19 protein-coding genes are annotated in these 21,620 nt (G+C 62.9%); 7 read left to right on the top strand and 12 right to left on the bottom strand.

Annotated elements, in window-relative coordinates; genetic code table 11:
* The first annotated feature begins 88 nt into the window (after positions 1-88).
* Positions 89-1,099 (top strand): zinc-dependent alcohol dehydrogenase family protein, encoded by a 1,011-nt coding sequence (locus tag NKH71_RS14310; RefSeq protein WP_023722348.1) that lies wholly within the window; start codon positions 89-91, stop codon positions 1,097-1,099.
* A 229-nt stretch (positions 1,100-1,328) separates the two neighbouring features.
* Here NKH71_RS14310 and NKH71_RS14305 read toward each other — a convergent pair whose 3' ends face one another.
* From NKH71_RS14305 to NKH71_RS14295, 3 genes are read right to left on the bottom strand one after another with little or no spacing between them, the layout of a single operon-like run.
* Positions 1,329-3,650, bottom strand: a complete 2,322-nt coding sequence (locus NKH71_RS14305) for a xanthine dehydrogenase family protein molybdopterin-binding subunit (protein ID WP_023722349.1) — start codon at positions 3,648-3,650, stop codon at positions 1,329-1,331.
* A complete protein-coding gene (locus tag NKH71_RS14300) occupies positions 3,647-4,630 on the bottom strand; it encodes an FAD binding domain-containing protein (RefSeq protein ID WP_031195083.1) in 984 nt (327 codons plus the stop codon). Before NKH71_RS14300 ends, NKH71_RS14305 begins: the two co-directional genes overlap by 4 nt.
* Entirely contained in the window at positions 4,627-5,112 is a 486-nt protein-coding gene (locus NKH71_RS14295) for a (2Fe-2S)-binding protein (RefSeq protein ID WP_023722351.1), read from the bottom strand. Before NKH71_RS14295 ends, NKH71_RS14300 begins: the two co-directional genes overlap by 4 nt.
* A gap of 672 nt (positions 5,113-5,784) precedes the next feature.
* Here NKH71_RS14295 and NKH71_RS14290 point away from each other — a divergent pair.
* Entirely contained in the window at positions 5,785-6,417 is a 633-nt protein-coding gene (locus NKH71_RS14290; RefSeq protein ID WP_023722352.1) for a TetR/AcrR family transcriptional regulator, read from the top strand.
* Between the two features lie 18 nt (positions 6,418-6,435).
* Here the strand turns inward: NKH71_RS14290 and NKH71_RS14285 are convergent, their stop codons facing one another.
* Positions 6,436-6,876: a lipid-binding SYLF domain-containing protein gene (locus NKH71_RS14285; RefSeq protein WP_023677323.1), complete on the bottom strand. Its 441-nt coding sequence runs from the start codon at positions 6,874-6,876 to the stop codon at positions 6,436-6,438.
* 285 nt (positions 6,877-7,161) lie between these two features.
* Here NKH71_RS14285 and NKH71_RS14280 point away from each other — a divergent pair, with 285 nt between their 5' ends.
* Positions 7,162-8,097 (top strand): hypothetical protein, encoded by a 936-nt coding sequence (locus tag NKH71_RS14280; RefSeq protein ID WP_023722353.1) that lies wholly within the window; start codon positions 7,162-7,164, stop codon positions 8,095-8,097.
* Between the two features lie 30 nt (positions 8,098-8,127).
* Here the strand turns inward: NKH71_RS14280 and NKH71_RS14275 are convergent, their stop codons facing one another.
* The gene (locus NKH71_RS14275) at positions 8,128-9,651 is read right to left on the bottom strand and encodes a serine hydrolase (RefSeq protein WP_023722354.1); all 1,524 of its coding nucleotides are present in this window, start codon (positions 9,649-9,651) and stop codon (positions 8,128-8,130) included.
* A 172-nt stretch (positions 9,652-9,823) separates the two neighbouring features.
* Positions 9,824-11,257 carry a coiled-coil domain-containing protein gene (locus NKH71_RS14270; RefSeq protein WP_023722355.1) on the bottom strand — a complete coding sequence of 478 codons (1,434 nt, stop codon included), beginning with the start codon at positions 11,255-11,257 and terminating at the stop codon, positions 9,824-9,826.
* Positions 11,258-11,417: 160 nt separating this feature from the next.
* Between NKH71_RS14270 and NKH71_RS14265 the strand changes: the two genes are divergently transcribed.
* Positions 11,418-12,443 carry a DUF930 domain-containing protein gene (locus tag NKH71_RS14265; RefSeq protein WP_352895126.1) on the top strand — a complete coding sequence of 342 codons (1,026 nt, stop codon included), beginning with the start codon at positions 11,418-11,420 and terminating at the stop codon, positions 12,441-12,443.
* Between the two features lie 166 nt (positions 12,444-12,609).
* A complete protein-coding gene (locus NKH71_RS14260; protein WP_023722357.1) occupies positions 12,610-13,410 on the top strand; it encodes a class I SAM-dependent methyltransferase in 801 nt (266 codons plus the stop codon).
* An 8-nt stretch (positions 13,411-13,418) separates the two neighbouring features.
* On the opposite strand, the gene NKH71_RS14255 is transcribed toward NKH71_RS14260, so the two are convergent.
* From NKH71_RS14255 to NKH71_RS14240, 4 genes are all read right to left on the bottom strand, one after another.
* Positions 13,419-13,994: a dihydrofolate reductase family protein gene (locus NKH71_RS14255; RefSeq protein ID WP_352481678.1), complete on the bottom strand. Its 576-nt coding sequence runs from the start codon at positions 13,992-13,994 to the stop codon at positions 13,419-13,421.
* A gap of 101 nt (positions 13,995-14,095) precedes the next feature.
* A complete protein-coding gene (locus NKH71_RS14250) occupies positions 14,096-14,629 on the bottom strand; it encodes an SRPBCC family protein (RefSeq protein ID WP_352788177.1) in 534 nt (177 codons plus the stop codon).
* Positions 14,626-15,015 carry an ArsR/SmtB family transcription factor gene (locus NKH71_RS14245; protein ID WP_352481715.1) on the bottom strand — a complete coding sequence of 130 codons (390 nt, stop codon included), beginning with the start codon at positions 15,013-15,015 and terminating at the stop codon, positions 14,626-14,628. Before NKH71_RS14245 ends, NKH71_RS14250 begins: the two co-directional genes overlap by 4 nt.
* A 145-nt stretch (positions 15,016-15,160) precedes the next feature.
* Positions 15,161-15,796 carry an ankyrin repeat domain-containing protein gene (locus NKH71_RS14240; protein ID WP_352788175.1) on the bottom strand — a complete coding sequence of 212 codons (636 nt, stop codon included), beginning with the start codon at positions 15,794-15,796 and terminating at the stop codon, positions 15,161-15,163.
* A 229-nt stretch (positions 15,797-16,025) separates the two neighbouring features.
* Between NKH71_RS14240 and NKH71_RS14235 the strand changes: the two genes are divergently transcribed.
* Positions 16,026-16,880: an aldo/keto reductase gene (locus NKH71_RS14235; RefSeq protein ID WP_352451452.1), complete on the top strand. Its 855-nt coding sequence runs from the start codon at positions 16,026-16,028 to the stop codon at positions 16,878-16,880.
* Positions 16,881-17,000: 120 nt separating this feature from the next.
* Here NKH71_RS14235 and NKH71_RS14230 read toward each other — a convergent pair whose 3' ends face one another.
* Together NKH71_RS14230 and NKH71_RS14225 are read right to left on the bottom strand one after the other, a co-directional pair.
* Positions 17,001-19,256 (bottom strand): alpha/beta fold hydrolase, encoded by a 2,256-nt coding sequence (locus tag NKH71_RS14230; RefSeq protein WP_352481681.1) that lies wholly within the window; start codon positions 19,254-19,256, stop codon positions 17,001-17,003.
* Between the two features lie 324 nt (positions 19,257-19,580).
* The gene (locus tag NKH71_RS14225; RefSeq protein WP_023722367.1) at positions 19,581-19,886 is read right to left on the bottom strand and encodes a hypothetical protein; all 306 of its coding nucleotides are present in this window, start codon (positions 19,884-19,886) and stop codon (positions 19,581-19,583) included.
* Between the two features lie 236 nt (positions 19,887-20,122).
* Here NKH71_RS14225 and NKH71_RS14220 point away from each other — a divergent pair, with 236 nt between their 5' ends.
* Positions 20,123-21,415: an Nramp family divalent metal transporter gene (locus NKH71_RS14220; RefSeq protein ID WP_023722368.1), complete on the top strand. Its 1,293-nt coding sequence runs from the start codon at positions 20,123-20,125 to the stop codon at positions 21,413-21,415.
* Positions 21,416-21,620 lie beyond the last annotated feature (205 nt).

The following is a 21,620-nucleotide window of genomic DNA, read 5'->3' as shown; positions in this document are numbered from 1 at the left end:
GTAAAAGCCAAGGATTATATACCAATAGCGCAGCAGCTAGTTTCACTCAATCCCGGCCCGTCAATCGGCCCATCAACCGGAGTGAGACATGAAAGCGATCGAACTGACTGCCCCGAGACTGGACGCGTTTCGCGCGGCCACCGTTCCCACGCCTGAACCGCAGCGCGGCGAAGTGCTGATCCGCCTGCGCGCCGCAAGCCTCAACTTTGTCGACGTCGCGATCGCGAGCGGCAACTATCCAGGCCCGAGCTTTCCGCTCATTCCCGTCGTCGACGGCGCCGGCGAGATCGTCGGCATCGGCGAGGGCGTGTCGAGGCTCGCCGTCAACGACCGCATCATCGCCCATGCAAAACCGCGTTGGATCGGCGGCCGTCCGCGGCCTTATGAGACCAGAGAGATGCGCGGGCTGACACTGCCCGGCTCGCTCGCCGAATATGTCGTGCTGCCGGCCAATGCCGTCGTGCCGATGCCGGCTCACTTGTCCTTCGAAGCGGCAGCAACGCTGCCGATCGCTGGCACCACCGCCTGGAACGCGATCCGCGCCGCCGATGCCGGGCCCGGATCAGTCGTCGTCCTGCTCGGCACCGGCGGTGTGTCGATCTTGACCCTGCAGCTGGCAAAGGCAGCCGGCGCCACGGTCATCATCACCTCGTCGTCGGACGAAAAGCTGGCCCGCGCCAAGGCCTTGGGTGCGGATCATCTCATCAACTATCGTGAGACACCGGACTGGGACGCCAAGGTGCTCGAGCTGACCGACGGCCTCGGCGCCGATCTGATCGTCGAGACCGGCGGCTCGGCCACCTTCGCCCGCTCAATCAATGCCGCGGCGCCCGGCGGCACGGTGTTCGCGATCGGCTTCGTCACCGGCGCCGAGGCCACCACGAACCTGCTGCCGATCATCATCAAGGCGCTCAAGGTAGTGGGCAACAACACCGGTTCGGTATCCGACCTGCGCGACGCTGCGCGCGCTATCGGCGCCGCCCGTATCGATCCGGTCATCGACACAATCTACAGCCAGCACCAGGCGACCGAGGCCTACGCCCACATGGCGGCCGGCGGCCGGCATTTCGGCAAGCTTGCGTTCAGTCTGTCGTGGTGAGCCTGAAAAGGCAGGGCGTTCAAGCTGCCGATCTCCCCCCTCGTGGGGGAGATGTCCGGCAGGACAGAGAGGGGCGCTGTCCCTCCAGCCTATCAAGCAGTTCGCGCACCCACGTAAGGTTCTCAGCTCATCAAAGTTGAACTGAACGCTGGCGATCCTTCACGCTCCCCTCTGCCCTGCCGGGCATCTCCCCCACGAGGGGGGAGATTGGCAGTTCCACCGCGTCCGCCTAAATCAGCTTCTCCAGCGTGATCGGCAGATCCCGCACCCGTTTCCCGGTGGCGTGGAATACCGCGTTGGCGATCGCCGGCGCCACGCCGACGATGCCTAGCTCGCCGACCCCCTTGCCGCCAAGCACCGAGGAATGCGGGTCGGGAATACCGACTGAGATTACCTCGATGTCGGGAATGTCGGCATTGGTGGCGATGAGATAGTCGGCGAGGTTGTTGTTGACGATGCGGCCGTGGCGGCGGTCGACGATGCCTTCCTCGAGCAGCGCCTGGCCGATGCCCATGATGATGCCGCCCTTCCACTGGCTTTCGGCGAGCTTGGGGTTATAGAGCCGGCCCGAATCCAGCGCCGATACCACGCGCGACACACGAACCGTGCCAAAGTCCTCGTCGACGCGCACTTCGATGAAATGCGCGCACCAGCTGTGGCGGGAATAGTCGCCCTCGGTGTGCGGCAGCGCCATGGCTATGGTGGTGTAGTTCTTGTAGCGGTCCTCGACCGTCGAATTGGCCGGCATCGTGTCGCCCTTGGCCTCGATATGCTGGCGCCCGACGCTGCTGAGCAGTTCGGCGATGGAAACTTCAGGGCCGTTGCCGCGCGGCGACGAAATGCGGCCATTGGCGACGACGAGCGTGTTGGCCTGCAGCGTATGGAACGGCGAAGCCGGATCACTGATGGCGAGCCCGACCAACTGGTCGAGCGCGGCACTCGCCGCCTTGTGGACGGCGCCGGTCATCACCCCGGCCAGCCGCGAACCGCCGGTGACGCCGGCACGGGCATAGCGGGAATCGCCGAGCTTGACGATGACGTTTTCCGCCGGCACGCCCAGCACCTCGGCGGCGGTCTGCGCCAAGATCGTGTAGGTGCCCTGCCCCATGTCGATCGACGAGCTTTCGACCTCAACCGAGCCGTCGGCGAGAATGCGCACGACCGCCTCGCCATAGGCGCGCCGCACCGGGTAGGTGCCGGCGGCGACGCCCCAGCCGATCAACTGGTTGCCGTCGCGCATCGAACGCGGCTGGGGCGTCCGCTTCGACCAGCCAAAGGCTTCAGCGCCGGCCGCGAACGCCTCGCGCAGCTGCCGTGTCGACCACGGCTTCTTCGCATGCGGATCCTGCTCGGCATAGTTCCTGAGACGGATTTCCAGCGGGTCGATACCGACCTCATAGGCGAGCTCGTCGATCGCGCTTTCGATGCCGAAGGCGCTCGGGTTCTCGCCCGGCGCGCGCAATGCCCCCGGCACCACCGTGTTGACCCGCACGACGTTCTGCCGCGACGAGAAATTCGGCGTCGCGTACATGACCGAGGTGACCGAGCCGAGCGGCTCGACCCACATGCCGTCGACCGAGGTCTCGTTGACGCCGCGATGCACGATCGACTGGATCTGACCCTCTGCGTTGGCGCCGAGCGCCACGGTCTGGCGCGTCGCCGCCCGTCCGCCATAGGCGGTGAAGGTCTGCGGCCTGCTGACCGCCAGCTTCACCGGCCGTCCCAGCATTTTCGCGGCGACTGCCGCCACCGCGCCGTAGCCATAGGCGAACGCCTTGGAGCCGAAGCCGCCGCCAATATAGGGCGAGACCAGTCGCACATTCTCGAACGGCACGCCGAACCATTCGGCATAGGTCCGCGCCATGCCGTCGAGCCACTGGCTCGGCTCCCAGACCGTGAGTTGGTCGTCCTGCCACTTTGCGATCAGGCCATGCGGCTCCATCGGCGCCTGGTATTCGCGCGGCGTGTTGTAGGCGTTGCAGATCCTGACCGGAGCCGAGGCGAACGCGGTCTCCGCCTCACCCCACTCCTTGGTCATCGCATCGACCGCAATGCCGTCGCCGGCTTTCGGATCGCTGAGGTCGACGATCGCCGGCGCCTCGTCATAGGCGATCTTGACCAGCGCCGCGGCTGCGACCGCCTGTTCGAAGCTCTCGGCCACCACCGCCGCGATATGCTGGCCGCTGAAGGTGATGCTGCGCGCCAGCGGGCAATAGGCAACAGCCGGCGGCGGCGTGCCCAGCCAGTCCGTGGCGGTTCTCAGCGGCAGGAAATTGTCGGGCGTCAGCACCAGCAGCACGCCCGGCGCGGCTTCGGCCGCTGCCGTGTCGATCGACTGCACCCGGCCGGCGGCAATGGTACTCTCGACCAGCACCGCATAGGTGAGCCCCTCGAGCTGCTGCTCGACGGCGTATTTGGCGGCACCGGTGATCTTGGCCGGTCCGTCGACGCGCGACAGCCGGCCGCCGACCTGATCCGCGAGGACGGCGCCGTCCGAAGCGTCGCCGCGTTTGGCATCGCCAGGTCTTGTTCTCAACTCGTGAACGGTCATGCCGTTTCTCCCATTTTGAGGATGGCGCGGGCGACGACGCGCGGCGCCAGTTCGATCTTGTAGTGGTTGGCGCCATGGTCGACGGCGCCCTCGACGGCGAGCAGGCTGGCTTGCCTGACGACCTCCGGCTCGAGCACCTTGCCTTTCAGCGCCTCTTCGACGGCGCGGGCGCGCCATGGCTTGGTGGCAACGCCGCCAAGCGCGACGCGCAGATCGCGGATCGTCCTTCCGTCGGCCTCGAACTCGATACCGACCGCGGCACTTGCCGCGGCGAATTCATAGGACTGGCGGTCGCGGACCTTGAGATAGGTCGAGCGGCGGGCGGCGGCCGAAGCGGGAATGCCGATCGCGGTGATCATCTCGCCGGGTTCGATCGCATGTTCCCGTTCGGGCGTGCTGCCCGGCGGCAGGAAAAAATCATCGACGGCGACCTGACGGTCGCCGAGATGGAGGATCGCGTCGAAGGCGACGAGCGCAACCGCCAGGTCGCCGGGATAGGTGGCGATGCAGGCTTCGCTGGTGCCGAGCACGGCATGACCACGGGTGACGCCGCCGATCGCCGAGCAGCCGCTGCCGGGCGAGCGCTTGTTGCAAGCGGGGAAATTCGCCGGATCGCGGAAATAGGGGCAGCGCGTACGCTGCATCAAATTGCCGCCGATCGTCGCCATGTTGCGCAACTGCGCCGATGCGGCCTGCCACAATGCTTCCGAGACGGCTGGGAACCGACTCTTGATATCGGCATGGTCGGCGACGCGGCTCATCCTGGCCAGCGCGCCGATCGTGGCGCCCCGGTCATCAACGGCAATCGTGTCCAGTCCCTTGAGATGGGTGATGTCGACCACGGTCTCGGGTTCGGCAACGCCGCATTTCGCGAGATCGACAAGCGTCGTGCCGCCGGCCAAAAGCATGGCGCCGGGAAGTGCTGCTGCCTCACGGGCTGCATCGACGGAGCCGGCGCGGAGATACGAAAAGTCCCTCATGACGCGGCCTCCACGGCCGCCTGGCGCACGGCGGCGATGATATGCGGATAGGCGCCGCAGCGGCAGAGATTGCCGGCCATGTATTCGCGGATCTCCTCGTCGGAACCGGCATGGCCCTCGCGAATGCAGGCGACCGCCGACATGATCTGGCCCGGCGTGCAATAGCCGCACTGGAAGGCATCCTGTTCGAGGAAGGCGGCCTGCACCGCATGCAGCGTGCCATCCTCCCCGGCAAGCCCTTCGATGGTGGTGATGTCCCTGCTCTCAGCCTGAGTGGCAAGCGTCAGGCAGGCCAGCACGCGCTGGCCGTCGATATGCACCGTGCAGGCGCCGCACTGGCCCTGGTCGCAGCCCTTCTTGGTGCCGGTCAGGCCGAGATGGTCGCGCAAGGCGTCGAGCAGGGTAACGCGCGGTTCGACCTCCAGCTCATGTCGATGTCCGTTGATTTGAAGTTGGATTGGAGTTCGGGTTTTGCTTGTCATGGGGCGTCTGGCTCCAGTTGCTTGACGCGGGAGGGGATGATCTGGTGCCCGGCCGGCGAGCGGCAAGGTCAGCTTATGGCTAGGTGAAGGCTATCTTCCCCTTGGGGGAAATGCCCGGCAGGGCAGAGGGGGTCTGCCTGACTTGGCGCGACCTCGGGGAGGCTGCGGCTTGCGAGGTCGAAAGACGTGACATACCCGATCCCGTGATTACATGAGAAAGGCGCTCCACAATCGGAGGCGCCTCCGCTTATTACCTAAGGACCTGCTCGGCCCTGTTCAAGCCCAGGATCGAAAATGATCAAAATTGGAGAAAATTGGCAGGGCAGCCAGCCGTCATGCCTGGAGACAAAAAAGCACCACCGGCCCAAGCCGGTGGTGCTCTCTGAACTGTCTGTAGGGGCAGGACAGTCCAATGATCCTGAGGGGATCGTGCTCAATGTCGGCTCATTTTTGCCTCAGGGCATCGGCCGAACAGATGAGGAGTGCCGGCCGCGCCAGGAAATATCCTCCGTCGTCATCCACCGGGACAGGCAAGATGCGGAACGCCGGCCCAGACTCGATCCTGTGATTGTATTTACTTGCGATTATATTTGTCGGAGGCGTAACGAAGTTGGAGGCGTCTCCGTTGTTGAAACGGGGCCTGCCCTATTCGGATCAACACTGGAGAAAAAATTGGCCGCAGAGCCGCCCGTCATATCTGGAGACAAGGCCGAAGCCGCCGCTGCAAAACCGCTGCGCGCCGACGCGCAGCGCAACCGCGACGCACTGGTCGAGGTCGCGGCGAAAGCCTTTGCCGCGCATGGCGTCGATGCCTCGCTGGAGGAGATTGCGCGTCAGGCCGGCGTCGGCATCGGCACGCTCTACCGGCATTTCCCAACGCGCGAGCATCTGGTCGAGGTGGTTTATCGGCGCGAAGTGGAAGGACTGTGCCAGGCGGCCGACGAACTCGCCCACGATCATGTGCCCGACGTCGCGCTCGAACAATGGATGCAGCGCTTCGTCGACTACATCGCCACCAAGCGCGGGCTGTCGACAAGCCTGCGCATCCTGCTCACAACCAACTCCACCCTGTTCTCCGACGTTTCGGGCAGGGTGACGCTGGCTTTGCGGCGGCTGATCGATGCCGCGGTCGCCAACGGCTCGATCCGCAGCGACGTCGATGCCTCCGACGTGCTGCATGCGCTGGGCGGCATCTATTCGGCCCCGGACACCAAGGACTGGCGCGACCGCTCGCGCCGATTGGTGTCGCTGCTGATGGATGGGCTGCGGTTTGGAGCGGCCAAATCCGGCCCATCCAGGGAATGACGAATGCAATGACTGCCCTTATTTCAGCGAGATGCTCATACCGCTGAGATCGGCGTTGACTTGCAGACCTACCTGCCTGCCTGTGAGTTCGAGTTGGGCACCCTTGTCATTGGTCATGACGATCACCTGGGCTCCTTTGCCAAGCGCGCCGCCACCGCCCGCTGCACCGTACACCCCCGTCACATCCCGGGCGCGGCGTATGTGGCGCACGGTACCTTTGAAATAGGTCTTGGAGGCGCCGAAGGCGAGGCCGCCCGAGATGCCGCCGACCGAGATGGGATATCGGCGACCATGGAAGGTCAGTGTGCCCTCGCCTCCGGAGCCGCCGATGAAAAAGGCCGCCTTGTAGATGGCGAAGCGGATCGTACCGCTGTCGGCATGCGCGACGCTGGCAAAGCTAACTGCCGCGGCGGCGATGACGGCAACCGCGACTGAACGAAATCTGGACGAAATCTTCATGATGAGAACTCCTCAAGATCGCCGCATGCCCAGCCGACCGGGCACATCGGCGTCGTATCAAAGTCATAGCTGAACAGTCTCGCCCGTCATTGGTTCCAAGCACGCGGCCTGAATTCGGCTGCGAGAAGACAGCTACGAAACGAGGCGGACGGCGAGCATAGACCTGGCTGTAAGAACAGCGGCCGAATGGTGGGAATCCTTCGCCGGCGCTCCTATGAAAACGTAGGTGTTGAAGCCGAACGGTATTAGTCTGCGCTGTCTGGGGTTTCGGGAGCGCGGCAAAGAATGGATTTGAACTCTGGCTACGGCTACCTGCTGATCGGCGGCCTGATCCTGGTCGGTGCCGGGCTCCTGGTCGTTTCGCTGATCGTCAATCTCCGTGTGGCGCACAGTGTGCGTGACGACGTACGCCATCGTGAAAAGCTGCTGGAATATTATCGCAACATCTTTTCGCAGCTGGGCGTGATCCTGATCGGCATTGGCGTGTCCCTGTTCATCTTCTTTTTCCAGCAGAACTATCAGGACCAGCGTAAACGCGAAACGGAGCTCCAGCAGGTTCTCGCCAAACTGGCGGCGCGTATTGCCCGCGGCGGCGCCGTCGTGGAGGCCCTTGGCGAATTCGATGCGCTGCTGGATGATGGCGGCGCCTATGTCAGTCCGGAACTCGGCGGCAACAATGCCGCGGTCAGCGCCCACGGGACGGCGCTCGCCAAGCAGGTTTCGCAGATCCTTCTGGTCGAACGCGACGTCGATGTTCAGGGGTTCGATACCCTGAATTTATCACGCGATTTCGAAGCATCGTTCGTCGTCAACGAGCTCAACCCAACGCTATGGTTCAACATCGTCCGGGACGAGAGCGACATCAAATATGCCACCACTCAGATCGCCCTGGATTACAAGGACCTGCAGGATGCGATCGGCGGCGAGGCGATCGAGGTTGCGATCGCCAATCCCGAAAAGGAGCGGAAGATCAAGCAGGAGGTGCTCGACATTTTTTATGATGCCGACCTCCTGCGCCAGCGCAGCAGGCGGTTTCTCGGCCGCGCATGCTGGCTGTTCAGCAAGGGGCGCGGTTTCGTCAAGCTTGCACCGGCCAATGAGATCGAAGCCGATGCCAGGTCGCACCAAGAATGGATCGACCGGTCGAAACCCTTCCTGACGCAAGCGACGCCGGGCAGCGGCGATTGCTTCAAATTGCTCCAGTTCGGCCCGGCATCCTGAACCGGCAAAGGCTCGCCCGCCCCGCGACGGCTAATCACCCTCGCGCTGCAGCGTGCCGAGATGATTGTCGTTGAGAAACTCGATGGTCACGGCCGACGCCTTGCCGTCGGGGTCGATGACAAAGCTGACGGCCGAGGGCCTGTCCGGCATCTCGGCATCGGGGAAGGTCACGAAGAGGTCGCGGTCGAAATGCTTCAGTGGATAGGACCGCGCACCGGCGGGCCCGACCTTGAGGACAAGAGCCTCTCCTTCGCCCGACACAATAGCATCGCCGATGAAGTCGTTGAAGTAACGGCCGGCATAGGCACTGGCTGGCCCGGCCGGACTTGCCGGAGAGGGCGGCACGGCATAGGTGGCCTTGGCCGCCGCAATCACCGGCCCGAACATGCCTGCATAGATATCATTCCATGCCTTTACCTTATCTTTCCCCAGCGTTCCGTCGAAGACGAGATCGGCGAAGCTGTCGGACAGTCCCTCCGGCACGCCTGTCGGAAAGGCGTTGGCGATGACGACGATGCCAAGCTTCTCCTCGGGGAAGAGCATCACCAGACTGCGTGCGCCGGTGCTGAAGGCGCCCGCATGACCCCAGACCAGCCCGTGCCGGCCGAATTCGACATTCCAGCCGAGGCCGTAGAAGGCCTCGCCTCCGGAGACGGGGTTCTTGCCGCGAACCATCAAGGGAATATGTGTCTGGTCCAGCGCATCGGCGGCAATGAGTCTCTTGCCGGCGTAGGCCCCGTTGCCGAGCACAAGGCGCATCCATTGAGAGAGATCGCGTGCGGTGGAACTGACGCCGCCTGCTGGCGCCTGCGCATCCGGATAGCGCTGGACCTTCGCGGCCCAGGCGCCATCGATCTTGGCGTGGAGTTCGGCGCGGTTGGCGTGCTTGATGAAGTCCGAATGACGCGAACTGGTCGAGGCCATTCCAAGCGGACGATAGAGCTTCTCTTCGGCGACCTCTTCCCAGGGCTTGCCCGTCGGCTTCGCGGCGGCGACGGCACCCTCGGTCAGTCCGAAATTACTGTAGGAATAGCCGGCACGAAAGCTCGACGACGGCGACACGAACCGCAGGCGGCGCAGGATCTCCCCGCGGTCATAGCCAATGTCCTCGAGGTCGTCGCCCGCCGTGCCGGGAAGCCCGCTGCGGTGCGCAAACAGGTCGCGGACCGTGAGTTCGCTGGTCGGATAGGGCTCGGCGAGCCGGAAAGCCGGATCGAGGTCGGCGATCTTCGAATCCCAGGAAGCGACCCCGTTGCTGACCAGCGCCGCCACGACGGTGGCGGAGACCGGCTTGGAGAGGGAGGCGATCTGGAAGACCGTGTCCGCATCGACGGTCTCCGGTTTTCCGGCTTCGCGATGCCCGAACCCCTTGAGGAAGATCACCTCGTCGCCATGCACGACGCCGATGGCCAGACCGGGCACGCTACCATCCGCGACGACGCCTTCGGCAAGTAGTTCGAGCTTCGCAAGGGCCGCGGCGATCCTGTCGGGTGGGATGGTATCGGCCGACGCCGCTTTCGGCAAAAGCACCATGATAGCGATGAAGGCCAACATCCTCCAACGGAGGTGGTTCCGCTTTATGAATAGCCGCATGCTCAGCCCCCTCCGCTTCACCGGCGTGCACTATTGCAGGCCGACGCAGGGAAGGCCAGCCTCACGCTCGACCCGCCATCCATTGACGGATGTCGGTTTCGCACCAGTCGAAATTCAGACAGCCGCGCCTGAGCTAGGATGCCGCGCGCAGGCGAAGGCGCCGCCTGCTGGCGCGGGCCTTCTCCGCCACCGCAGCGGTGATCTCGACCACGCCGTCTTCACGCGGTCTGGCGTTGGTGACCTTGTGGAGCCGCTCATAGGGCAACAGTTCCTTGACCCGGGCTTGAAGCGACGCGACTTCGGCACGCAGATCCTCGCATTCCTGCCGCTGGACGTCGAACTGTATCTGTTCGGATGCCTGCTGCAGGGAAAGCTGCGAAAAATTCGCGCTGACCGCGGAAAGGTTCATCTTGTCGCTTTCGCTCTCCTTCATGAGAGCAGACAATTTTTCCTCGGCGATTTGCTTTTCGGCCACCGCGTCGCTCGCTTGAGCCTTGAGCCTGGCGATCTCGCTGACGGCTTCGCTGTTGTGGTTCGAGGCGGCTTCCAGTCGCGATCGGAGATCCTCGATCTCAGAACGCAAGCCGGTCATCTCCGCGACACCGCGTGCAAGTTCGGCTTCCCTGTCCCCGTCCCTGATGCGGGCCGCTTCCGTCATTTCCGACAGCTTGGCCTGCGCCATGTCGAGCGATTTCTGCAGCCGCATTTCCTCTTTCTCGCTCTTGCCAAGCGCGACCAGCAGTTCCGAAACCTGTGCGGCGTCATTGGCGTGGACAGTCGAGAGTTCGTCCAGCCTGTGCCGGGCCTCGGCCTCCCGTTTCAGCGCCTTGTCGAGGTCGATCGACAGGCTAACATGTTTCTCCCGCAGCATCTCGTTCTCGCGCGAGCGTCTGTTGGCCTCGACCGCTCTGGCCGAGAGCGTTTTGACAAGCTCGCCGAACTCGGCCTCGCGTTTTGCGCTCGCATTGCCTGCCACGACGAGCTCCAGCCTTGCTGCAGCCAGCGCGCCGCGAAGTGCTTCCTTGTCCTCGACCAGGCTCGCCTCATGCTGCTGCAGCGCCTCGATAGCGCTGTCGCGCTCGCGCTGCTTTCTGGTTGCATCGTGGAGCTGTTCGGATAGTGCTCTTTGTTGCGCGGTCAAGCTGGTATTTGCCAGCTCCAATTCGTTGGCGCGAAGAATGTCGCCGTGGAGGAGTTTCAGGAATTCGCCTGTCAGATGATGCGAGGTCGCGATCTCCGACAGTTTCGCATGGATCTCCCCAAGATACTCCTGCGCGTCGTGAAAGAGCCCATCGACCGCACTTAAGGCAGCGAGCCGGGTTTGCGTGTGGGGCGTCAGCCGTCGCGCGGTCTCGAAGGCATCCGCATTGGCCTCAAGTTGCGAGCTGTCATCCATTGCCGCGAGATTCCCATCCGACACAGTCTCATCCGGGACAGTGACGTCGTTCAACGGCGACTGATCGTCCACGTTGAGACATTCGCTAAACGCATCCGCCAAATCGGTTTCGAGCTCCTTGAACGCCCTCTCCACAGTCTCGGCACGCTTGATCAAACCTTTGAAATTCATGACTGAATATCCCTCTCGTGCAGCGCCGTTAAGGAGCGAACATTCGCCTCCCCCGAATACGGGTTCACCCCTGACCGTGCGCTCTGGCCGACGCCACGCTAGGGACAGGCTCGGCCACTGTCCTCGTGTATTTGAATGACGCGCCTCGCGGCAGTCGCCGATGGCGCGATTCGTAGCGACGGCGACAGTTCCAACGAACGCGTTGGGCGGCATCTGCTCGGCCGCCGCAAAACCGTCGAAGCTCGACATGAACCGGTTATTTCGACGTCTGGCGGCATCGGTGCTTGATGCCGCCAATATTTCATTCCACACACCGGTCACGATGACGGACGAGATACGGGATCAGCGCCAGGTGTTCAGGTGGGCCTTGCCTGCCTCCGCGGTCCTGCATTTGCTCGCCGCGGCGCTTCTGTTGTCCGCGCTGCCGGTGTCGCCCCCGCAGCCGCAGAAGGATCAGGCCATCGGGGTGGATCTGGTGCCGCCGCCCAAACCATCGGAGAAAGCCAAACCTCCGCCTCCTGCGAAACCGCCCAAGCCCGAAAAGCCGCCGGAAGCAAAGATCGAGACGCCGGCGCATCCGGAAGCCGGCCCTCAGAGGCCTGTCTTCCAATTCGGCGAGAAGGACGCTGGTCCTCGCAAGTCTCTGGACGGCAACAGTGCGGAGGATGGTTCGGAACAACCGACGGCGCCGCAAGATCCCAATAAACAGGATCTTGCGCAGCCACCTGCCGTGACTGCGGTAGACGGCAAAGACCCGGCTCCGCCGCCTGGCGCATCCGCGCCGCCTAAGCCCAAGCGAGCGGCCAAGGTGCAAAAGCCGCTGAAGCTTGAAGAAGCGAAAAGATTGTTCTCGCAAACAGCAACCGGTGATCCAATCGCGACAACCGCCATGAGAAATGTGCCGCGCCCCGATCGGATCGGTCAGCTCTGCTTCTGGGAAGTGCGCGAACAGTTGCGCCATGCTTCGCCCCCCTACTTTCCTGACGTCTTGCGTCCCTTCAGGTTGAAGGCCGGCAATATCATGCAAGTCTCCAGGACCGAGTTCCGCGCCGGCGGGCAGTGGTACGCTCTGAGCTTTCGTTGCGAGGTCGATCCGGATGCGACGAAAGTCGTGTCGTTCGCCTTCCGTGTTGGAGATCCAGTGCCAGCGCCGCGGACTGCCCGCCAAATGGGTGGCCCAGACTGATCGAGGTCGGCTCGCCGGCCGCATCAAATCTACGATGCCGGCGAAGTCTTCGCGCCCCGGCATCCGTAAGGTGGCTTTCGCCAGCAGCCGCCTCACGGTGGGACGAATGCTCGCCCGCCTTGGCAATCGCTGTGTCGAGGTTTAGCTTATGCTAAGGGAGGGTTCGATGACTTCAAGTTTCAATGTTCACCATGCTGCCGGCTATGAGCAGCTCATGGGTCGCTGGAGCCAAAAGCTCGCGCCGCTGTTCATCGACTTCGCGGGCCTTAAGGACGGCGAAAAGATCCTCGACGTCGGTTGTGGCACAGGCAGCCTGACCTTCGCGCTCGTCAAGGCCGCTGAACTCCGTGAGGTCGCCGCGATCGATTTTTCGGCCGTTTTCGTCGAGGAGGCAATCCGGCGCAACACCGACCCGCGGATAAAAATCCGCCAGGCGGATGCCTGCGCCCTGCCCTTTGAGGACGGCGCGTTTGACCGCGCCCTGGCGCTGCTCGTGCTCCATTTCGTGCCCGAAACCGGCAAGGCAGTCGCTGAGATGCGCCGCGTCGTGCGGCCGGGCGGCGTGGTCGCGGCGACCGTATGGGACCATCTCGGCGGCATGCCCGGAATGCGCATGATGATCGACACGGTGGCAGTGCTCAGCGAAGGCGGCCGCCAGCTGCGCGCCCGCTATTGCACCCAGCCGATGATGCAGCCGGGCGAAATGCAACGGACCTTTGTCGAACAGGGTCTCCGGGACGTTACGGAAACGCAGCTGATGATCCGCATGGACTACCAAAACTTCGACGACTACTGGGCGCCGATTGCCGCCGGCGAAGGGCCGCTCGGCAAGTATGTGGCCACGCTCGATCCAGAAGAGCGGGCGCGCACCGACGCCGCCATGCGCGACGCCTATGAGGCCGGCCGGCCCGACGGCCCGAGGTCCTTTGCCAATGTCGCCTGGGCCTGCCGCGGTGTCGTTGCCTGACGTTGGCGCTAGCCGATCCCGTAGACCAACCCGACGCGGCCGTCCGACAACTGCTCAACCTTGCGCAGTTCGAGCCCACGACGATTCTTCGCCGTTCCAAACAGCGCCTTTCCTTCACCGGCGAGCAGCGGATAGACGATCAGCCTGAGTTCATCCACCAGCCCGGCATCGATAAGGCTCGCGGTAATTCGGGCGCCGCCCATAAGGTAGATGTCCTTGCCGGGCTGCTGTTTCAGCGCAGCGATATCCTCGAAATTCCGCACGAAGCGCGTCTTTGGCCAGGCCGCCGAAGTCATTGTGTTCGACAGCACATAATGCGGCGTCTGGGCGGCGAAGCGGGCCCATTCGAGCTCGGCCGGCTTCGGCAATTTGCCGGTCATCGGCAGCGGCTTGTCGGGCTCGTTCTGGATGGCGCTCCAGTAGCGCTCGTAGCCAGCATACATGACGCCGCCAAGCAGGCAGGCATCGATTTGCGGCGTCAGGCCGTATTCCTCAGACCACGCATCGACCCAATCGGCGTAACCCTCGGGTCCCTCCATCTTGCCGTCGACGGAAATTTTCATTCCAGTGATCAATTTACGCATGACTTCCTCCATCAGGCTTGCGGGATGCAAGCACGTTTCGTCGGATCATCGTTGCTTCGTGTGGCTGGCGGCGACCTCAGGGATGGCCGCCGCGAGTTACATCAGGCCGGCAGGCGGCGGTCGTATTCGTCCCGCAGGCGGCTCCAGCCGTCCCAGAACGAGGTCGGTGTCTTACCCGCCAGGCGGGCGGCCAGCAGGTCGAGGTGCACGTGCCAGCCGGCGGTGATGTTGAGCTGGATTGCACGTTCCGGCAGGCGCCGATGGACGACGGTGAGCAGCACATCGCTACCCTTCGCCTCCAGCAGGAAGGAGACGCCGCCGGTATTTCCCCAGGTGATGGAAAGCTTGCGCGGCGGATCGAGTTCGGTGATCCGGCCCTCCATCCGATGCTCTTCGGGGAAGCCCGCGGGGCGCTGGCCAGGCGGGTCGGTCAGCTCGTCGTTACGCCAGACGAACTCGAACGTGCTGCCGGCCTTCATTTCCATCTGGCCTGCGGCCATCCATTGCCGTCGCAAGTCACTCTCGGTGAGATAGGCCCAGACGCGCTCGATGGGGCCGGGCAAAAGGCGCTGGATGGTGAACGTGGCGGGCTCGGTCAGCTCGCCATAGGCGCCGATGGTTCTCATCTGGTTCATTGCTCGTCTCCTTCTTTCGGATTGGGCGATTTCCTGGGCTCATCCTGGGCTTTGCGTGCGTCCTCTTCGCGAAGAAGGCGTTCGAGAACATCGAGACGACCGGTCCAGAAGCGCTCGTAGAAGCTGAGCCACTGATGGGCGCTGGCCAGCGGTCCAGGGGCTAGTCGGCACAGATGCGTGCGGCCCCTCACCTCTCGACGAATAAGCCCTGCGTTCTCCAGCGCCTTGATGTGCTTGGAGGCGGCCGCGAGCGACATCACGAAGGGTTCCGCCAGCTGGCTTACCGTTTTCTCGCCATCGGCGAGATCGCGAAGCATGTGCCGGCGGGTGGCGTCGCCAAGGGCGTGAAAAACCGCGTCCATCTGGGATGTCTCTAATTCAACCATGTAGTTGAATATAGGCGCACGCTTTGAGATAGTCAACCGTTTGGTTGAATAATTTATGTGAAGCGCTGCGGGGCTGTTTGCGCCATCGAGCGCGTCGACGTGACGGGAGATACGGACGCGCCCCGCGACAGTAAGGGCGAGGCCCTTATTTGCCTTCGAAGAAAGCGTGGATCGCGGCTTCCAGCTTTTCGATAAGCTGAGGGTTGTGGCAGCTGCCAGCCCAGATCAGGGCGTTTAGCCTCATCTCCTTGTTGATAAAGCTCACCTTCCCACAATCCAGCAGGTATTCCGCGATCTCGTAGTGCCGCCCCTTGATAGCCTCGATGAGCGCGTTGTTTCTCCCCGTCTTGTCGGTCAGATTTACTTCCGCGCCATTCTCCACGAGCAACTTGACGACTTCGAGATGCCCGTTCTTCGCCGCCTCGATAAGAGCCGTTCTGCCGTAGTAGTCAGCTCGCGCGTTGATCTCTATTTGGGGGTGTTTCACCAGGGCTGAGATACACGCGTAATGTCCCCTGGCGGACGCAAGGCTCAAGGGCGTGCTCTTCCACTTGTTTCTGGAATTCACGTCGATTTCCGGGTCTTCGATCAGCGCCTCCACCACAGCTGTGTGGTCATTGAGGGCTGAAAGGTGAAGTGCAGACCAGCCGCCATCGTCCGGCTGATTGATATCGGCGCCAGCCGCCAATTCCGATCGAACCGCCTCCGCACCGCCGTTTTCTGCCGCGACCAGCAGAGGCGACCAGTCTCTTGCCCCTTCGGCTTCCAAGCTGTTGGTCAACGCAGTCGCCTCCTCGGATAGTCGATAGAATACCACATTATCCGCGATAATGGCGGCTCCTGTACTGGAGTCCAATGGGTCAAAAGCTGGAACGCTGTCGGCCCGAACGGACATCGAGATCAGCGCTTCACGTCCGTCTCCTCACATTCTCCTGATATTGACTCGCTTTGGCGGTCATCCAGACTAGATAGAGCGTGCGCCGGGCGGAACGATGCAGAAGGACGTGAACATGCCTGAACAGATTACCCTGAATAGACCTGAACAGATCAGATTGAACGACGGCTCCGCCATTCCGCAAATCGGCCTTGGCGTATGGCAGGTCGATCCAGCCATCACGGCCAAGGTGGTGCGCTGGGGGATCGAGGCCGGCTACAGGCTGATCGATACCGCCGAAGGCTATCAGAACGAGGAAGGTGTCGGGCAGGCGATCCGCTCGGCCGGCGTGCCGAGAAGCGAGTTGTTCATTACCTCGAAACTGCGCAACGGCGCCCATCAGCGCGACGCCGCCTTGCGCGCCTTCGACGAGACGATGAGCAAGCTCGGCATCGAACAGATCGACCTGTTCCTGATCCACTGGCCGGTGCCCAGCCAGGACAGATATGTCGAGGCGTGGAAGACGCTGATCGAACTCAGGCAATCAGGCCGCATAAAGTCGATCGGCGTTTCGAACTTCAACCAGGACCATCTCGAACGGATCATCGGCGAGACCGGCGTCACGCCTACCGTCAACCAGATCGAGCTCCACCCCCGCTTCCAGCAGCGTGACAAACGCGAATTTCATGACAGGCACAACATCCGCATCGAGAGCTGGAGCCCGCTGGGCAGCGGCCGGCTGTTGAGCGATCCGACGCTTGAAAGCATTGCCAGGAAACACGGCAAGTCGGTGGCGCAGACGATCGTCAGGTGGCATCTTCAGGAAGGGCTGATCGTCATTCCAAAGTCGATCCACCAGGACCGCATCGCCGCCAATTTCGACGTCTTCGATTTCGAGCTGGAAGCGAAAGACCTCGAGCTTATCCGGGGCATGGATTCGCCCGACGGCCGCACCGGCCCAAACCCCGCTACAGCCGCATTCCTGTTCTGAGGGCCGACAGTGAAGCTGCCGATCTCCCCCCTTGTGGGGGAGATGTCCGGCAGGACAGAGGGGGGCGCTGTCCCGCCGGCCTATTGAACTCTCCGGCTCATATCCCAACCCAGCGGGACCTCAGGCAGCCGGTTCACTGACGGAAAAAAGCTGCAGGCTGCCGGGAACACCTGCAAGCTCCATCTCGCCATGCTCTTCAAAAGCCAGGCCGGAACCGGCCACGAGATCACGAACCGTGCGCGACGCGATGATCTCGCCCGGTCCGGCAACGTCGAGCAGATGTGATGCCAGTTGAATTGCAACACCGGTGAAGTCGTCTCCGCGCCTTTCGCATTCGCCAATATGGACTGCCGCGCGAACCTGAAGGTCTAACCTCTTCATTCGACGACGGACCGCGATTGCACATTGGATCGCCCGCGTTGGTCGCAGAAATACCGCGAGAAACCCGTTTCCGGTGCGGCTGATTTCCTGACCGTTAGCAAGATGCAATTCGTTGCGTATCTCGTCGTCGTGTCGCTGCATCAGATCGCGCCGCGCCCGGTCGCTAGCGTTGACGGGAGCCGGCGGCAACCCGACGATTTCCATGTGCAGCACCGTCACAAGCACGCGCTCGCTCGACGTTGCCGGCAGCGAGCCGGTGACAAAAGCCTGGATCTCGTCGACCAAACGATCGGAATTCTCCCCCCAGATTACGTGATCACGGCCGGCAAGCTCAATGTATCTGGCGCCTTCGATATGCGTTGCCAGGTAGCGCCCCTCTTCCGGTTTTACCCAGCGGTCGCCCGCCGTCTGCACGATCAGTGTCGGGACGTGAACGGTTGGGAGAAGGGCGCGAACATCGATTTCAGTGCCCCAGCGCCAGAGCGCGACCGCGTCGGCAGGCGAGGCTGAATTCCTAAGATAGGCGGCGAACCATTCTCTCTCGAAACTGTCGTTCATCAGGCTGGGCGCGGCGTTGCTCATGTCCGCCGGCTCCCCCCACTGTCTCTCGACGGCGGTCAGATCTTCTTCTACCTGCTCGCTTGTCCTTGCCCATGGATAATCCGGCGACCATCGGCCGCTGGCATAGGTTCCGTTGAGCACGACAGCCGCTGTTCGTTCGGGATAGGTCGCCGCGAAAAGCATGCACATAGGCCCCCCTTCGGAGCTGCCGAACAGAACCGTTCGCTTTGATCCGACCGCATCCAACACCGCTCGCATGTCTTCCATCCGCTCTTCCAGCGTTGGCAAACCAACATTGCGATCGGACAGTCCGGTGCCTCGCTTGTCCATACGGATCAGGCGGGCAAAGGAACCGAGACGCTGGAGCATATGCGCCAGCCGCGGCGATGACCAGGCAAGGTCGAGATTGGAGACCCACCCAGGCACATAGATCAGGTCGACCGGCCCGTCGCCGGTTACCTGATAGGCGATGTTGATTCCGGCCGATTTGACATAGTGGGTCGCGGGGCGCATCGGCTCGGCCCGGGACGCCGGCCGCTCACCTGTTCGGGCTGCCGACGTTGGCGGTGTCTGGGAAGGCGACACCGAGGCGGCTATCCGGGTAGCGGCTTGCGGCGTCACGCGGCGCGTCCGCAGGTCATCATAGAGTTGCCGGGTCTCCGGCTCGGGCTGCAAGCGGAGCTGCAGTTGCAGCACATCACGGCAGCGCTCATACTGTTTCAGCGCGAGGTTAAAGCGGCCCTGGGCGGCATAGGTCCGCATCAGGGCTCGGTGGATATCCTCCCGTAAGGGCTCCAAAGCCAGCAGGCGCACCGCCGCCCGCAGGCATGATGGAAGATCATTCGTTGCCGAATAGTGCGCGACGAGCTTCTCCAGCACGATGGTTGCGATTGCCCTCAATCGCTCGCGCTCCACTCTGAGCCAATCTTCGAACGGCTCCTCCTTCAGGCCGAACCCGTCCAGGAGGTCGCCACGATAGACGACGAGCGCTTGCTCGAGTTGCTCCGGGTCGGAGCCGGCGGCCAGCGACTCGAACCGCGCGACGTCGAAATCAAGATCGTCGAGATTGAGCGTAATGCTGTCGCCGTCGCTCAGAAACCTTTCGCCATCGGATGCGCCCATTCCTTTCCTTATGGCGGATAGGGCCTGTCGAAGGTTCATTCGGGCCTGGGTTTGGCTGTTGCCGCCCCACAAAAGCGCGGCGAGCTTCTCGCGCGATTGGGAGTGTCCGGATTGCAGGGCGAGATAAGCCAGCATGGCGCGAGCCTTGCGGCTGAAAACCGGGGCCACCGCTCCTCCGGCAAAGTCAAAGCCGCCTAACAGACAGAGATGAGGGTGCGCCATCGGATCCGCCACAGCCACAGCTTCTTTGCGATCCTTTCCTGTACTTGCCTCTATTTCAACCGTCATTTCGCCCGGCCTGGTGTTTTTCACGAATCCTTCACGCTGGCTCCACCGCGTTTCTCACGACGCAGGGAAGACAAGTGTCGGGAGACTGGTATCTCAGGAGGACGCTGTGCTACCCCCGACGGAATGGCCCATCTGGCATGATGATTCAAGGCAGGACCCGCAGCCGCGCGGCGGGCCACTGCGCCACGACATTGCGCTCGCGCGCTATCTTGAGAACCAGCGGGCCCGCCGGGCGTCAATGATCCAGGGGTTCGATTTCCGGACCGCCGCGGTCAGCTTGCGCGCACTTTTGGCGAATGCGGGTGGCCGTGGATATCGGCTCTTGGAGGTCCTGGGCATTCGGCCCTTTCATATCCCCGAGCCATCCACCAGCGGCACATCTTCGCCTTCCCACGGGCTCGGCATTGAGCCTTTGCTGAGATTGGCCGACGGCAGCGGCATCCAGCACTTCAGTTCGGGTTCGGCATATTCGACGATGCGTCCTGGAGACGAATCGGAAGCGCGCCAGCCTTCGCTGCCGAACTGATCGGCGCGGGCCCAGTAAGCCATGTCGACCTCGGCCGGCCCCTGTTCGGAAGGCCGAACCGTGACAAGGATTCTGCTGCCGTCCCTTGGCGCGCTCGACATGTGGCGCCACTGATCGGGCTCGTCCATTGCACTTCCTCCTGCGATCTTCGCCTCGCGCGGATAGTCGCTTCGCGTTCGGAAGCGGTCAACCCGAACTTTTTTGCCTGAGGCAAAATCCCTGCCCCGTCGTCGAGGAACAAGTCATGGCGCGCCGGGTTTGGGCAAGTTGTTGAAGGAAGCAAAATGAGACCAGCGCGCCGACCGATCGTTAGCATTGTTGCATGGCAGGCCGCGCCCTTCGTTCCCAACCCGGTCCGATCGCAATGAGGCAGGCCGGTTCCGATCGTTCCACCCCACCGGAGGAGGGTAAAGGCGGCATAGGCCGCGCGCTCGGCCTCGGCCTGATAACAGGGGCGGCCGACGACGATTGTTCCGCGATAGGCACCTATGCCAGCGCCGGCGCCCGTTTCGGACCCGACCTGCTTTGGACGGCTCCGGTGACGTTGCCGATGATGTACGCGGTCGTCTACCTGTCGTCGAAGCTCGGCCAGGTATCGGGGCGCGGATTGTTCCACGTCATCAAGGACTTTTACCCGCGGTGGCTGCTCTGGTCGGTGCTTTTGGGTGTGCTCGTCGGCAACACCATCGAGGCAGCGGCGGATCTCGGTGGAATGGCCGCGGCGATCAACATATTCGTGCCGCTTCCCATTCCGCTGATCGTGCTGTTCGTCGCCGCCCTCATCTTCGCCCTCCAGGTCTTCGGCTCCTATACTTTGATCCGCAACATCTTTCGCTGGCTGGCGCTGGCGCTGCTCGCCTATGTCGGTGCCGCCATTCTGGCCAAGCCGGACGCCGCGGCGGTGCTGCGTGGGACGCTGCTCCCCAGGATCGAATTCAACCGTGAGTTCCTGTCGATCCTGGTCGCCATCATCGGCACGACGCTGTCCGCCTATCTCTACACGTGGCAGTCCAATGAGGAGGTCGAGGAGGAGATTGCCCAGGGGCGGACAACGCTCAGGGAAAGGAAGGGCGCCACCGACAGCGAACTCCGTCGCTCTCGCCGGGACATCCTCATCGGCATGATGTTTTCAAATCTCATCATGTATTTCATCATCCTGTCGACGGGTGCTACGCTCTACAAGGCGGGCCACCACGATATCGACACGGCCGCGCAGGCGGCGGAGGCGCTGCGGCCGCTCGCCGGCCAGGCCGCAAGCGTTCTGTTCGCCGCAGGCGTGATTGGCGTCGGTTTCCTCGCGGTTCCTGTCATGACCACCGGCGCTGCCTATGATGTGGCGCAAGCCATCGGCTGGAAAAACAGCCTGCACGCCCGGGCTCGAGAGGCGCCCAAATTTTATCTCGCCATCGGATTTTTTACCGCGATCGCCGCCGGCCTCAACTTCCTTGGCTTCAATCCGATGAAGGCGCTGGTCTGGTCCGGCATCGTTCAAGGCTTCTCGACGCCGCCCTTGCTGCTGCTCATCATGCTGATGACGAACAACCGCAGGATCATGGGCGACCAGGTGAACAGCCGCAGCACCAACATACTCGGTTGGGCAACGACCGCCGCTATTTTCTCGGCGACGATCGGCCTGGTGGCAACCTGGTTCATGTGATCAGGCGGAAGCAAAGGGATGCCGCCGGTTGGATTACCCGTTCCCGCTTGCGGATTGTCCCAACTTTGCCGGTCTTGGAAATTCCACAACGTCGCCCGTGGGCCGCTTGTATTGTGCCGCGACAATTGCATCGATCAGGAGATCCAGAGCCGCACGAGCCGTGCGGCTCGTCTCGTCCTCGCCGCTCAAATAATGGCAGGCTCGT

It is taken from the genome of Mesorhizobium sp. M0983, assembly GCF_040318975.1.
Taxonomy (GTDB): Bacteria; Pseudomonadota; Alphaproteobacteria; order Rhizobiales; family Rhizobiaceae; genus Mesorhizobium.
The sequence above is the reverse complement of the archived record's forward strand: the minus strand, read 5'-3'. Positions and strand labels throughout refer to the sequence as shown.

What these genes read in the sequence shown, in the direction of transcription:
- NKH71_RS14245 (WP_352481715.1), bottom strand. Translation starts at nt 15,015, where the DNA reads ATGGTTGAATTAGAGACATCCCAGATGGACGCGGTTTTTCACGCCCTT.
- NKH71_RS14295 (WP_023722351.1), bottom strand. Translation starts at nt 5,112, where the DNA reads ATGACAAGCAAAACCCGAACTCCAATCCAACTTCAAATCAACGGACAT.
- NKH71_RS14300 (WP_031195083.1), bottom strand. Translation starts at nt 4,630, where the DNA reads ATGAGGGACTTTTCGTATCTCCGCGCCGGCTCCGTCGATGCAGCCCGT.
- NKH71_RS14310 (WP_023722348.1), top strand. Translation starts at nt 89, where the DNA reads ATGAAAGCGATCGAACTGACTGCCCCGAGACTGGACGCGTTTCGCGCG.
- NKH71_RS14225 (WP_023722367.1), bottom strand. Translation starts at nt 19,886, where the DNA reads ATGGACGAGCCCGATCAGTGGCGCCACATGTCGAGCGCGCCAAGGGAC.
- NKH71_RS14280 (WP_023722353.1), top strand. Translation starts at nt 7,162, where the DNA reads ATGGATTTGAACTCTGGCTACGGCTACCTGCTGATCGGCGGCCTGATC.
- NKH71_RS14220 (WP_023722368.1), top strand. Translation starts at nt 20,123, where the DNA reads ATGAGGCAGGCCGGTTCCGATCGTTCCACCCCACCGGAGGAGGGTAAA.
- NKH71_RS14260 (WP_023722357.1), top strand. Translation starts at nt 12,610, where the DNA reads ATGACTTCAAGTTTCAATGTTCACCATGCTGCCGGCTATGAGCAGCTC.
- NKH71_RS14235 (WP_352451452.1), top strand. Translation starts at nt 16,026, where the DNA reads ATGCCTGAACAGATTACCCTGAATAGACCTGAACAGATCAGATTGAAC.
- NKH71_RS14255 (WP_352481678.1), bottom strand. Translation starts at nt 13,994, where the DNA reads ATGCGTAAATTGATCACTGGAATGAAAATTTCCGTCGACGGCAAGATG.
- NKH71_RS14285 (WP_023677323.1), bottom strand. Translation starts at nt 6,876, where the DNA reads ATGAAGATTTCGTCCAGATTTCGTTCAGTCGCGGTTGCCGTCATCGCC.
- NKH71_RS14270 (WP_023722355.1), bottom strand. Translation starts at nt 11,257, where the DNA reads ATGAATTTCAAAGGTTTGATCAAGCGTGCCGAGACTGTGGAGAGGGCG.
- NKH71_RS14265 (WP_352895126.1), top strand. Translation starts at nt 11,418, where the DNA reads ATGGCGCGATTCGTAGCGACGGCGACAGTTCCAACGAACGCGTTGGGC.
- NKH71_RS14275 (WP_023722354.1), bottom strand. Translation starts at nt 9,651, where the DNA reads ATGTTGGCCTTCATCGCTATCATGGTGCTTTTGCCGAAAGCGGCGTCG.
- NKH71_RS14305 (WP_023722349.1), bottom strand. Translation starts at nt 3,650, where the DNA reads ATGACCGTTCACGAGTTGAGAACAAGACCTGGCGATGCCAAACGCGGC.
- NKH71_RS14250 (WP_352788177.1), bottom strand. Translation starts at nt 14,629, where the DNA reads ATGAACCAGATGAGAACCATCGGCGCCTATGGCGAGCTGACCGAGCCC.